Raw genomic sequence first — 12,682 nt, forward strand, 5'->3', positions numbered from 1 at the left:
CAAGGTCACCCACCGGGTCAGACGTAGGGCCGTTCCTGGCGAGGAACTCGACGCTGACCTGGACCTATCGATACGTCCAGGCCGTCGGGTCCCCCTCCAACTCCCTCTCCGCAGCGGGACAATGCCCGTCGCATGGCAAAAGAGACCCTGCGGGCCTTTTCGTGGCGGCAGCTGCGGTACCAAATCCTCGACTGGCTCGGAATTTGCCAATCCGCGGGAAATTCCGAAAGGGAGACAGGTAGGAAGTCAGGAAGCGGGGCGAGTTCACTGGACGGTGGTTTGCGCCTTCGGGGGTCAGACGGCGCCAGTTGATCGAGGGTGCCGACCACCGAACGCTCGCTGTGGCTCCTCGGCGTCCCCCACGGGGCAGACTGATCTCAGGGCGTCCGGTACACGCCGGGGCCCGGTGACGCACCGGGATCATCCGTCCGGCGGAGTTCCCGGCCGGGGCGCGGCTCGTTGCTCAACGCACGAGCACCGTAAGCGCCTTGTCTTCGCTCGTTGCTGTCTCCCCGGCGCTGGGTTCGGTGTGGCGCCAGATGGAGGACGCATGTCACAGCTGCTGCGGGTGCAGTGCTTCAACGTGTCCCGGGACGGTTTCGGTCTCGACCGTTTCCCTCTGGAGTCGGTGCCCAGCGCCAGCGGGGTCACGCACCCGCTGTTCTGGAGGCGTTGAGCACCCACATACGGTCACCCGCGCAGGGCGCATGCCGAGATCGGCGGGTGACGTCATGCCGGCCTTGTCGCCCGCATCGCGCATGGGGTCAGGTGCGCAGCGGCCGTCCCGCGGGTTCCGCGGGGCGGGCGCCGCACGTGGTCGGCGAGGTTGGGGCCGGGCCGCGGCCGCGGTGAGCGGTGGCCGCGGCCCGGTGGTGTGCCGGTCCCCGCTCAGGCGGCGAAGGGGGCCAGGTGGTGGAAGCCCCCCCGGTAGAAGTTCAGCGCGTCGCCGCCCGGTGCGCGAAGGCGGCCGCCGGGGACGTGCGGTTCCGGGCCGTGGTGACCTGCTGACCGGCCGCCGGCACTGCTCGTGGCGGGAATCGCCGCCGGTCAGAGCCGGTGCGTTGTCGGATGGTCGAGGGCGGGAAAGAATCTTCGGCGCCGATGTGGAGAACGGCGCATCGGCACCGATCGTGATCCTCTACCGCCTTCTGGAGCAGGTCTCGCCCAATCCGATGGTTTCGCTCAACCACGCCGTGGCCGCGGCCATGGCACACGGTCCGCGGGCGGGCCTGGAACTGCTGCGGCCGCTGGAGGAGGACGACCGGGTGGCCGACCACCACCGGCTGCGCGCCGTGCGCGGTCATCTGCTGGAGATGGCCGGTGACCGCGACGCGGCCCGCGAGAGCTACCGGGAGGCGGCGCGCCGTACCGCCAGCCTCCCCGAGCGGCGGTTCCTGGAGTCCCGGGCGGACGGCCTGAGCGACCCCGCCGGCTGATCCGCGACTACACCACCGTCAGCGGAAACCCGGCGGGTCCGTGAGCAGATGGCTCCTCGTACCGCGTCCCCGACCTCCTGCTCGGCGTGGGAGACTCCGGTCAGACGCGGTCGGCGGCGATGAGGAGGTAGTGGAAGCTGCCCTCGCGGTATGCGGTCAGGAAGGGGTCCTCGACCCCGGTGGCGAGGGAGGACTGGGCGCGCAGCTCCCAGTACGGAATGGTGGCCGCCGTGAGGTCGACGACGTTCATGGGCACCAGGCCGTTGGCGGCGAGCGCCTTGAAGTAGGCGCTGCGGGGGTGGATGTTGCAGGTGTAGTGCTCGTCGATCCGGCTGACCGCCTTGGAACGGCCGCCGGTCACGTCGTTGTAGCAGCCCGTGATGACGACATAGCGGCCGCCGAAGGCCAGTTGGCGCGCGTGCTCGGCGAAGAGCGCGAACAGGTCGACGTACATGGTGGACTCGTTGTTCCAGATGCCCTGGAAGGCTCCGCTCGGGAAGCCGGTGTCCAGCATGTTGCGGAAGTGGTAGCGCACCTTGTCGTCCACCCCGCGCTTACGTGCCTGGCCGTTGGCGAAGTCGACCTGTGCCTGGGAGATGGACACCCCGTCGACCTGGCAGCCGAAGCGCGCGTTGGCCATGATGCTGCTGCCGCCGCGGCCGCAGCCGGCGTCGAGGAGGCGGTGCTCGGGCGCGATGGGGCCGAGGTGGTCGAGGAGGGTGTCGGCCTGTGCCGACTCCAGTCGGTGCAGCTCCTCGATGATGCGGGCGTCGCGGGTCTCCTCAGGCCCTTCCAGGACCGAGGGGTCGTAGTCGCCGAGCCCGTAGTGGTGGTGGTACAGGCCGTCGACATCGCCCAGGCTCAGGTTGACCGGGTCCTTCTCGTTGTTCCAGTACTCAGCGACGGACTTCTGGTAGGCCGTGCGCAGCACCGGCGCCGCGGAGGAGAGGGGGGTGGTGGTCATGCGGGTGCTCCTTGACTGCATGCGGAGGGAGGGAGGGGAGGTGAAGGAAAGGGAAGTGAAGGGAGGGGAAGACCGCGTGGGGGGGCGGTAAGGCCAACGAAAGGGGAAGGGCGGGCTCAGGCGTTGTGGTAGCGGAGGCTGCCGCTGTGCCATTCGCGGTTGCCGCCGAGCCAGGCCCAGACGCCCGCGAGGAAGTGGCGCAGCTGCGGCGAGCCGGTGACGGCGAGGGCCGCGGCCTCCGTCTCGAAGGTGTGCACCAGCTCGTCGTGGATCTCCACGCTGCGTTCGACCGCCTCGTGCGGTGTGCACCCCTCCTCCGCTGCGATCACGGTGGGCAGGTTGAACTCCACGCCCGAGGAATGGTGTTCCTTGGTCATCGAGTACAGGTCGTTGACGAGGGTGCTGGCCGTGGCGGCCATGGTCACGGCGCGACGGACCGGCGGCGCGGAGTACTCGGCGGCCGCCAGCGGGTTGCCGCTGACCACGTCGACGAGGGCGATGCAGGGCAGGAAGCTGTTGATCTGACGGTGCGCCAAGTACTCGCGGACGGTGGGCATATGGCCGCGGGAGCGCCAGGAGCCCTCCTGTCCGTAGCCCACGAAGAGGACGGCGACCTCGTGGCGGAGCCGGGCCAGCTGGGAGGGGTCCGCGTAGCCGGCCAGGTCCCGCAGTCCGGCGCGCAGCGCGACCCGTACGGGATCGCCGGCCATGTCCTGTTCCCAGGCGGGTGCGTATCCGGCCGGGAGGTGGGCGGGATCGAGGGCCGCGTAGGCGAGGCCGAGCTGCGAGCCGAGGAGTTCGGTCCTCGATCCCATGGTCTCGTCGTCGCAGTAGTAGTCGTCCGTGGCCCACTCGGCCAGTGCGCACTTGGCCGCGGCCAGCAGCCGGTCCGGGTCGTCGCTGTCGGGGTGGGCCAGCATCATCAGGCGCCCGAAGTCGGCCGCACGCACGCGTTCGAGGCGTCCGGCGTAGAGGCCGACCTGCTCGGCCCAGTCCACCAGTCGGTCGTTGACCTCCTGGCCGAGTGCCTGGTCGTCCCGGACCGCGGGCGGGCAGTACAGCTCGGGGACACCGCTGCCGGGCCCGTCCGCCGTGCCGGAAGTGCCGCCGGCCGGTTTCCCGGCCGCGATACGGGCGGCCGAAGTGCCGAGCCCCGTCGGCCCGGTGGGCACGGCGGTGCGCACCTGCCGGAGCGTGGTGCCCGGCAGGGCCTTGGGGGCGGGAGGGCGGATTCCCCGGCCGTGGGTGAGGAGCCTGGCGGCGAGTCGCGCCACCTGGTGGTGGGCCCTGGGCGCGGCCATCCGGGACAGCTGTGACACCGGTTCTTCTCTCCGTTCGCGCCGTCGACGTCAGGACGGGGTGTGGAAGACCTCGACGTTCTCCAGGACACCCAGCGCGTCGGGCACGAGCACGGCCGCCGAGTAGTAGGTGCTGACCAGGTAGGAGATCAGGGCCTGGTCGTTGATGCCCATGAACCGCACGTTGAGGCCCGGCTCGTACTCGTCGGGGATGCCTGTCTGGCGCAGGCCGACCACCCCTTCGTCGTCCTCGCCCAGGCGCATCGCGAGGATGGCGGACGTGCCCTCCTCCGAGACCGGGATCTTGCCGCAGGGCAGGATCGGCACGCCCCGCCAGGCAGGTACCGGGTGTCCGGCCACCTCGGCGGTGTCGAAGGACAGGCCGCGCTTGTTGCATTCGCGGCCGAAGGCGGAGATGGCACGCGGGTGCGCGAAGAACGCCTTGGTTCCGCGCCGCATGCTCAACAGCTCGTCCATGTCGTCCGGTGTGGGCGGGCCGGAGTGGGTGGAGATGCGCTGGCTGTGGTCGGCGTTGTGCAGCAGACCGAACTCCGGGTTGTTGACCAGCTCGGACTCCTGGCGTTCGCGCAGGGCCTCGATGGTCAGCCGCAGCTGCTGCTCGACCTGGTCCATCGGCTCGTTGTAGAGGTCGGCGACCCGGGTGTGCACCCGCAGAACCGTCTGGGCCACGCTCAACTCGTACTCGCGGGGCTCCAGTTCGTAGTCGACGAAGGTGCCCGGGATCACCGGCTCACCGGTGTGGCCGGAGGCCAGGGCGATCTCGGCCTCGCCCTTCTTGTTCTGCGGCCGTGCCTTCTCCGCCTGGCGCCGCCGGACATGCGCGCGCAACCCGTCGTTGCGGTCCGCCACTTCCTCGTACGCGGCCCGGGGCAGGGCCAGCACCGTGCACGCCGTCAGCGCACGCGCGGTGAAGTCCCACTCCCCCGGCTCCTCGGCCACTGCCTGCCCGCCGAAGAAACCGCCGTCGGACAGCACACCGCGACGGGTCTCCTCGCTGTACCTGCCGGGGCCGACCTTCTCGACCTTGCCGCGCACGATCAGATAGACGTGGTCGACGGCCGCACCGCGTTCGGCGATCAGCTGGCCGGGCCCGTATTGCTGCTGACGGCACCGGTCGGCGAGCGCCCGCAGCGCCTTGTCGTCCTCGAACCCGCGCAGCAGCGGAAGTTCACCGAGCTCGGCCGGGACGACCCGGACCGTGCTCCCTTCCTGGACGAAGGTGACCCGGCCGTCGCCGACCTCGTACACCAGGCGCCGGTTGACCCGGTACGTGCCGCCCTTCACCTCCACCCAGGGCAGGGTGCGCAGCAGCCAGCGCGAGCTGGTGCCCTGCATCTGCGGGGCGGTCTTGGTGGTGGTCGCCAGGTTCCGCGCAGCGGCGATCCCGAGGCTGAGCTGTGCCCGGCCGGTCGGCTGCTCGGGCTGCTGCCGATACGCTGCGGTCGACATCCTGGTCCTTCCGTGGGGGCACCTGCATCAAGAAGGAGCCCTCGGAATCACCCGGGTGGGTGACGAGAGAGGCTCCTGTTGCGTAAGTGAACCAGCGGGTAGCGATGTTGGTCGAGGCGGCCGATGGCTCAATGATCGTTTTGCGCCAGGCGCCTGATGGGCGGGAGTTCGCCAACCTCGGCGGATCATGAGCGATACGGCAGCCTCAGATGCCCGCTATGCCACGTTAAGCCGCCCTTTGGTCAAGTCGACGCGGGCGACGGTCGAACGCACCGGACGCCCTGGGCGCCGCCGACGAGGTGGCTGATAATGCACGACCAAGCTCCGGCCCACCCCTGCCTCCTACCGCCCTGCCCGCCCCCGCATGACTGTCAGTAGACGTCGCGGACATAGCGCTTGTCCGCAGACAGGCGTCGGACGTAGGCGGCGGCTTCGCCGGCGTCCATACCACCGTGCGTGGCGGCGATGTCCTTGAGTGCCTGGTCGACGTCCTTGGCCATGCGGCCGGCGTCGCCGCAGACATAGAAGTGGGCGCCGTCGTGGAGCCACCGCCACAGGCGGGCACCGTTCTCGCGCATCCGGTCCTGGACATAGACCTTGTTGCGCTGGTCGCGCGAGAAGGCCAGGTCCAGGCGGTCGAGGTGGCCGGATGCCTGGTATTCCTCCAGTTCGTCGCGGTAGTAGAAGTCGGTTGCCTGGCGCTGTTCGCCGAAGAAGAGCCAGTTGGGGCCGGTGTGGCCGCGGGCCCGGCGGTCTTCGAGGAAGCCGACGAACGGCGCCACGCCGGTTCCGGGACCGACCATGATCATGGGGGTGGTGGGGTCGGCGGGCGGGCGGAAGTGCGGTGAGCGCTGCACGAAGACCTGTACGGGTCCGTCGTTGGCGCAGTCGGCGAGATAGGTCGAGCAGGTGCCCTTGCGGTCGCGGCCGAGGTCGTTGGTGTAGCGGACGACCGAGACGGTGAGGCGGACCTCGCCGGGGTGGGCGAGCGGGCTGGAGGAGATGGAGTACAGCCGGGGCTGGAGGCGCTTGAGGACGGCAGTCCACTCCGCAGCGGACGCACGGACCGGGAACTCAGCGAGGACGTCGGCTGCCTGGCGGCCCCAACTCCACTGCGCCAGCGCGTCCTTGTTGTCGGGGCGCAGGAGTCGCCTCAGGTCCTGGCTGCCGGTGCGGTCCGCCACGAAGGCCAGCAGGTCGGCGGTGAGGCGGGTGATGTCCAGGCGGGTGCGCAGCGCTTCTTCGAAGGGCAGGCGGGTGCCGTCGGCGAGTTCGACGGGTTCGTCGGGATCCAGTCCGGTGAGGGCCAGCCATTCGGTGACGAGGCCGGCGCCGTTGACCGGCCATACGCCGAGGGCGTCGCCGGCGTCGTAGGCGAGTTCGCCGTCGCGGGTGTCGAAGGCGAACTGCCGTACCTCCTTCTGGGAGCCGGGCAGGCTCAGCAGCCGGTTGCCGACGAGGAGGGTGGCGAAGGGGGCTGTCTTGGTGAAGCGGGTGGGAGTGGAGGCGGGGGCAGGAGTGGGGGTGGGTGACTGGGAGGCGGTGGGTTGCGCGGCGGGCGTCCCGGCCGTGCGCGCGGCCGCCGGATGCCGGTCGTCAGGGGTGGCCAGGGCGGTGGTGACCTGGCCGAGCCACTGTGCGGCGGCCTCCTCGTAGTCGGGCTCGCAGTCGGTGCGGGCGAGAAGCCGGGTGGCGCCGAGCGCGTGGAACCGTTCGTCGAGGCGGCGGCCGTGGCCGCAGAAGTCGCCGTAGGAGGAGTCACCGAACGCCAGCACCGCGTAGCGGATGCCCTCCAGCGGTCCGGTGTCCGGGGCGGCGAGGGCCTGCCAGAAGTCGGCGCCGTTGTCGGGCGCGTCGCCGTCGCCGAAGGTGCTGGTGACGATCAGCAGGTCGGTGCCCGGGGCGAGCCGGGCCGGCGTGAAGTCCGCCATGGGCAGCAGTTCGGGGTCGCGGCCCGTTTCGGCGAGCCGGGCGGCGACGGTGGCCGCGAACTCCTCGGCGTTGCCGGTCTGCGAGGCCCACAGGACGACCAGGCGACGGGACGGGGCGTTGGTGCCGGTGGTCCGGGTGGCGGTCCGCGCGGGCTCGGGTGCCGGGGCGGTGGGTGCGGCGGCGCGGGAGAACATGCCGGCGAGGACGCCGTCGACCCACAGTGCGGAGTCCGGGGCGAAGGGTGCGTCGGGCGGCAGTGTGGGGATGCGCCCGTCGTGCGGGGCCACGGCGAGGCCGGAGAGATAGCCGGCGAGGTAGCGGCGTTCCGGTTCGGCCAGGGGTACGGGGGCGAGGTCGGTGAGGCCGAACAGCGTGGCGAGCGCGGGCACGGCGGCGTCCGGCGAAGTGGTGGTGACGGCCGGGTCGGGGGCGGGGTCCACGGGCGGCTCCTGGTGCGCGGCGGTCGCCGGGGCGGACTCGGGCCGGCCGCCGGGGCGGGCCGCGGGGACGGGGGCGGCCGTCTTGGCGAGGGCGACGGCGCAGACCTTGAACTCGGGTTGGAAGGAGATCGGGTCGACGGCGTCGTTGGTGACGGCGTTGACGCTGAGGTACTCGCCGAACAGGTCGTTCCAGTGGAAGGGCGCGAAGCAGGTGCCCGGCCGGACCCGGTCGGTGACGGTGGCGGGGAGTACGGCCCGGCCGCGGCGGGAGGCGACCTCGACGTGGTCGCCCTCCGCGATTCCCATGGCGTCGGCGTCCTCGGGATGGACTTCCAGGAACGGGCCGGGGTTGAGTTTCGCGAGTTTGGCGACCTTGCCGGTCTTGGTCATCGTGTGCCACTGGTGCTGGAGACGGCCGGTGTTCAGGACGAACGGGTAGTCGTCGTCGGGGAGTTCGGCCGGTGGCAGGTGCGGACGGGCGAAGAAGCGGGCGCGTCCGCTGCCGGTCGGGAAGGCCAGGCGGGGGCGGGTGCCGTCCGCGCGTTCCCGCAGGGTTTGGCTGACGCCGTCGTTGCGGTAGCGGATCGGGTTGCGGTCCGGGCCGTCGACGGTCGGGGCCGGCCACTGCACCGGTGTGCTGCGCAGCCGCTCGTAGGTCACGCCGCGCAGGTCCCAGCCGGTCCGGGGGTTCCATGCCTGTTTGAGTTCCTCGAACACCTCCTCGGCGGAGGTGTAGGTGAAGGCATCGGCGAAGCCCATCGCGCAGGCCACCCGGGCGATCAACTGCCAGTCGGGCAGTGCCTGTCCGGGTGGGTCGACGGCCCCTTGCACCAGGGTGAGGTTCCGCTCGGAGTTGACCATGACGCCGTCGGACTCCGCCCACAGCGTCGCCGGCAGCACGACATCGGCGTAGGCGTTGGTCTCGGTCTCGGCGAACACGTCCTGGGTGACGACGAGTTCGGCGGCTTCCAGGCCGGCGATGACAGTCCTGCGGTTGGCGACCGAGGCGACCGGGTTGGTGCAGATGATCCAGCACGCCTTGATGTCTCCGGCGGCCAGCTGCTCGAACATCTCGATGGTGCCGCGCCCGGTCCCGGTGGGCAGGGAGCCCTCGGGGATCTGCCACAGGTCCTCGACGAAGGCGCGATCGGCGTCGTCCAGCACCGAACGCTGTCCGGGCAGACCGGGCCCCAGGTAGCCCATCTCGCGGCCGCCCATGGCGTTGGGCTGGCCGGTCAGCGAGAACGGTCCGGACCCCGGGCGGCAGAGGGCGCCGGTGGCCAGGTGCAGGTTGATCAGGGCGTTGGTGTTCCAGGTGCCGTGGGTGGACTGGTTCAGGCCCATGGTCCAGCAGCTCGTCCACTCACCGGCCGTACCGATCCACTGCGCGGCCTGCCGGATGTCGTCCTCGGCCAGGCCGGTGAGCTCCGCGACCCGGTCGGGCGGGTAGTCCGCGAGGAAGTCGGGTATCTCCTCCCAGCCCTCGGTGAACTCGGCGATGAACTCCTCGTCGGTGTGGCCGTCGGCGACCAGCAGATGCAACAGCCCGTTCAGCAGGGCGAGGTCGGTGCCCGGCCTGATCTGCAGGAAGAGGTCGGCCTTGGCGGCGGTGGCGGTGCGGCGCGGATCGACGACGATCAGTTTGGCGCCTGCCTTGACCCGGTCCATCATGCGCAGGAAGAGGATCGGGTGGCAGTCGGCCATGTTGGCGCCGATGACGAGGAAGACATCGGCGTGGTCGAGGTCCTGGTAGGAGCCGGGCGGGCCGTCCGCGCCGAGCGACAGCTTGTAGCCGGACCCGGCGGACGCCATGCACAGCCGTGAGTTCGACTCGATGCGGTGGGTGCGCACATAGCCCTTGGCCAGCTTGTTCGCCAGGTACTGCGCCTCCAGCGACATCTGCCCGGACACATAGAAGGCCAGCGCGTCCGGCCCGTGTTCGTCGACGATCGTCCGCAGTCGGCCGGCGACCGACGCGATGGCCTCGTCCACCGCCGTCTCGACCGGCTGGGCGCCGCGCTCGGCCCGCACCAGTGCCTGTTCCAGCCGTCCCGGCGCCGCCATCATGTCCGCACTGGTCGCGCCCTTGGTGCACAGGCGGCCGCGGTTGGTCGGGTGTGCCTGGTCGCCGGACGCCTTCACCACCCGGCGGCGGCCGTCGGCCGGGTCGCGCGCCACATCCAGCACGATCCCGCAGCCGACGCCGCAGTACGAGCAGACGGTGCGGACCGTACCGCCGTCCGACGAACCAGATGCCACCGAATCCCACCCCGCGGTGCGTGTGCCTGTCCGAGCCGGGGCCGTCCCACCAAGGTGGGCAACCCATGGCCAGCACCGTACGAGGAACGAATTTCCGGCCCGTCACGCGCCGGGAGTGCCTGGGGTTACGCCTCGCGCACAGGTCACCGGAGTGCCGTGTGAGGTGCCTGGGCCGGTGCGGCCGCCGTCTCGTCCGTCACGAGGCGTCCCCTCCCCGGCCGTTTCCTCACCCGGCTCGACACCCACACCGCAGACACCACAGACACCAGAAGATACGCCCCTGGCTGTCGCTATCTCCAATATCCGACGCTCACCTGCGAAGCAATTTGGGGGAATTGCCAAGCAATTGGCAGATCGTTGTTGATTCCCGGCCGCAGATGCAGGATGGGGTTGCGCACCGGCCGGCGCACGAGAGCACACCGGCTCTCGTTCCCTGTTCCTGCTCACGAGGCGAGGCGAGGTTCGATGACCACACGCTCCCAGGACGGCAGCGCCGGCGACGTCGACTACGGCACGATCGGCTCCGGATACTCCTCCTTCCGTCGGCCGGACCCGCGGATCGCCCAGTTCATCGCGGAGACCCTGGGCGAGTGCCGGACGGTCCTCAACGTCGGTGCCGGCGCCGGGTCGTACGAGACCGCCGCCCGGGAGGTGACCGCGGTCGAACCCTCGGAGTCGATGCGTGCCCAGCGGCCGGCGCGACTCGCCCAGGCGATCGACGCCGTCGCCGAGGATCTGCCGTTCGCCGACGGGGAGTTCGACGGTGCGATGACGCTGTTCAGTGTGCACCAGTGGTCCGATGTCGCGGCCGGACTGCGTGAGATGCGGCGGGTGACCCGCGGGCCGGTCCTCCTGCTCACCTGCGACCCCGCCCTGGTACGGGACTTCTGGCTGTACCGCTACGCCCCCGAGGTCCTCGACACCGAGGCCGGCCGCTACCCGGCCATCGACACGCTGGCCGCCGCGCTCGGCGGCACCACCACGGTCCGGTCCGTCCCCATCCCCCTGGACTGCACGGACGGCTTCAACGAGGCGTACTACGGCCGCCCCGAGATGCTGCTCGATCCGGCGGCCCGCCAGGCGTGTTCGGCCTGGAGCTTCGTCGACGACCGGGTCCGCGAACACTTCGACACCAGTCTGCGCCGCGATCTGGACTCCGGTGCCTGGGACGCGGAGTTCGGCGGGCTGCGCCGTCAGCCGACGTACGACGGGTCGCTGGTCATCGTCCGCGCGATGCCGTGAGCAGCGCCGACCGTGATATGACCCTTCGTCAGCTCTGTCCGGTCAACTCCTGGGTGCTGAACGGGAGTTTCCACGTGTTGCGGCGCTGCACGGTATGGAGTGTGCGGTGCAGCGGAGAGTGCGGTACGGCCAGCACCGGGCAGCAGGCGCGCGCCAGGCAGTAGCGGGAGACAGAGGGCCACAGCGCCCGGCGCAGCGGTCCGCGCGCCCCGGCTCCGATCACCAGCAGGTCGTCGGGGTGATCGGCGACCGCGAGCAGGGCCGTGCCCGGCGTGCCGAGCACGACGCGTGGCTCAAGCGGCACCCCGGGCCCGGTGGTGCCGAACGCGGTCTCCAGCGCCTCGATGAGGCGTTCGGCCGCCATGTTGCGCCAGGCGGCCATGGGCTCGGGGCAGGGCCCACCACGATGGACGATGTTGCCGCCGGGGGGTTCCCAGGCCAGTACGGCCCAGAGCGCGGCGCCGGTGACGCGGGCCTCCGACGCGGCCCGGTGCAGAGCGGTCAGACTGCCCAGTGAACCGCTCACTCCCGCCACGACGCGGTTGCCAAGTCTGGTCATGGGTTCAGCTCCTTGCCCGGTGCTCTTTGCTCTTTGCTCTGTTCCCTGAGCTCTGTGCTTTGCGCCCTGTCCACATCGCTCCGTATCGCTCCATGTCGCTCTACGTCGCTCCCATCGAAGCGGCAGGGGCACGGCTCTCGCGAGGTGTTGGCACGTCCCTTGCGCGGGAGAGCGGGACCCTGACGCTTCCCTGACACGGGTCGGGCCGGTGCGCCGGCCGCCCTGTTATTTTCGGGCGGTGACGGACTATGAAGGCGGCGCGGAGCGCGCCAAGGGGTACCTCCTCGACAACCGGCAGGCCGAGGCAGGGGAGCGGTTCACGGCGCTGGCGGAGTTGTTCGATCCGGTGACGTTCCGGCGGCTGCGGGCGCTGGGGGTCGCGGACGGGTGGAGCTGCTGGGAGGTCGGGGCGGGCGGCCCGAGCGTGCCCGCGTGGCTGGCGGAGCGGGTCGGCGCGAAGGGCCGTGTGCTGGCCACCGACCTCGACACGTCATGGATGCCGCAGGCCGGGGCGCCCTACGAGGTGGTGCGGCACGACGTGGGGTCCGACGAGGCACCGGAGGGACCGTTCGACCTGGTGCACGCGCGGCTCGTCCTGGTGCATGTGCCGCAGCGCGAGGCCGCCCTACGGGCCATGGTGGGGGCGCTGCGGCCCGGCGGGTGGCTGCTGCTGGAGGACGCCGATCCGGCGCTGCAGCCGCTGGCCTGCCCCGATGAGTACGGCCCGGAGCAGGAGCTCGCCAACCGCATCCGGCGCGGCTTTCGCGCACTGCTCGCGGAGCGCGGCGCACAGCTTTCCTTCGGGCGGACACTCCCCCGGCTGCTGCGTACGGCCGGACTGGCCGAGGTCGCGGCCGAGGCGTACTTCCCGATCACCTCTCCGGCCGGGAGCGCGCTGGAGGCCGCGACCGTGCGGCAGATCCGTGAGCGCTTGATCGAGGCCGGCCTGGCCACCGCCGAGGAGATCGAACGACACCTGGCCAACATCGCCGCCGGACACCTCGACACCACAACCGCCCCACTGATCTCCGCCTGGGGACGCAAGCCGTTCGAGTAGCCCGTGACCGGGGGGGGCGGGCACG

General features: G+C 71.0%; 9 protein-coding genes. 4 read left to right on the top strand and 5 right to left on the bottom strand.

What is annotated here, in order from left to right; all coding sequences use genetic code 11:
• The first annotated feature begins 550 nt into the window (after positions 1–550).
• Complete coding sequence (locus tag B073_RS48750; protein ID WP_018538389.1) at positions 551–676, top strand: hypothetical protein; 126 nt, start codon at positions 551–553, stop codon at positions 674–676.
• Between the two features lie 427 nt (positions 677–1,103).
• A complete protein-coding gene (locus B073_RS0112250) occupies positions 1,104–1,436 on the top strand; it encodes a hypothetical protein (protein ID WP_018538390.1) in 333 nt (110 codons plus the stop codon).
• A gap of 100 nt (positions 1,437–1,536) precedes the next feature.
• Here B073_RS0112250 and B073_RS0112255 read toward each other — a convergent pair whose 3' ends face one another.
• The 4 genes from B073_RS0112255 to B073_RS0112270 form a co-directional block, all read right to left on the bottom strand.
• Complete coding sequence (locus B073_RS0112255) at positions 1,537–2,400, bottom strand: geranyl diphosphate 2-C-methyltransferase (protein ID WP_018538391.1); 864 nt, start codon at positions 2,398–2,400, stop codon at positions 1,537–1,539.
• Between the two features lie 116 nt (positions 2,401–2,516).
• Complete coding sequence (locus B073_RS0112260) at positions 2,517–3,719, bottom strand: family 2 encapsulin nanocompartment cargo protein terpene cyclase (protein ID WP_026247303.1); 1,203 nt, start codon at positions 3,717–3,719, stop codon at positions 2,517–2,519.
• A gap of 30 nt (positions 3,720–3,749) precedes the next feature.
• Positions 3,750–5,168, bottom strand: coding sequence for a family 2B encapsulin nanocompartment shell protein (locus B073_RS0112265; protein WP_018538392.1), 1,419 nt, complete (start codon positions 5,166–5,168; stop codon positions 3,750–3,752).
• Between the two features lie 371 nt (positions 5,169–5,539).
• A complete protein-coding gene (locus tag B073_RS0112270) occupies positions 5,540–9,799 on the bottom strand; it encodes a bifunctional nitrate reductase/sulfite reductase flavoprotein subunit alpha (RefSeq protein ID WP_018538393.1) in 4,260 nt (1,419 codons plus the stop codon).
• Positions 9,800–10,264: 465 nt separating this feature from the next.
• Here B073_RS0112270 and B073_RS0112275 point away from each other — a divergent pair, with 465 nt between their 5' ends.
• Positions 10,265–11,041 carry a class I SAM-dependent methyltransferase gene (locus tag B073_RS0112275; RefSeq protein ID WP_018538394.1) on the top strand — a complete coding sequence of 259 codons (777 nt, stop codon included), beginning with the start codon at positions 10,265–10,267 and terminating at the stop codon, positions 11,039–11,041.
• A gap of 28 nt (positions 11,042–11,069) precedes the next feature.
• Here B073_RS0112275 and B073_RS0112280 read toward each other — a convergent pair whose 3' ends face one another.
• The gene (locus tag B073_RS0112280) at positions 11,070–11,600 is read right to left on the bottom strand and encodes a universal stress protein (protein ID WP_018538395.1); all 531 of its coding nucleotides are present in this window, start codon (positions 11,598–11,600) and stop codon (positions 11,070–11,072) included.
• A gap of 238 nt (positions 11,601–11,838) precedes the next feature.
• On the opposite strand from B073_RS0112280, the gene B073_RS0112285 reads away from it, so the two are divergent.
• Entirely contained in the window at positions 11,839–12,657 is an 819-nt protein-coding gene (locus tag B073_RS0112285) for a methyltransferase domain-containing protein (protein WP_018538396.1), read from the top strand.
• Positions 12,658–12,682 lie beyond the last annotated feature (25 nt).

This window comes from Streptomyces sp. MspMP-M5 (assembly GCF_000373585.1).
GTDB lineage: Bacteria > Actinomycetota > Actinomycetes > Streptomycetales > Streptomycetaceae > Streptomyces.

Bases quoted from the DNA above. Each gene is read 5' to 3' on its own strand.
- B073_RS48750 (WP_018538389.1), top strand. From the start codon at position 551: ATGTCACAGCTGCTGCGGGTGCAGTGCTTCAACGTGTCCCGGGACGGT.
- B073_RS0112255 (WP_018538391.1), bottom strand. From the start codon at position 2,400: ATGACCACCACCCCCCTCTCCTCCGCGGCGCCGGTGCTGCGCACGGCC.
- B073_RS0112265 (WP_018538392.1), bottom strand. From the start codon at position 5,168: ATGTCGACCGCAGCGTATCGGCAGCAGCCCGAGCAGCCGACCGGCCGG.
- B073_RS0112275 (WP_018538394.1), top strand. From the start codon at position 10,265: ATGACCACACGCTCCCAGGACGGCAGCGCCGGCGACGTCGACTACGGC.
- B073_RS0112280 (WP_018538395.1), bottom strand. From the start codon at position 11,600: ATGACCAGACTTGGCAACCGCGTCGTGGCGGGAGTGAGCGGTTCACTG.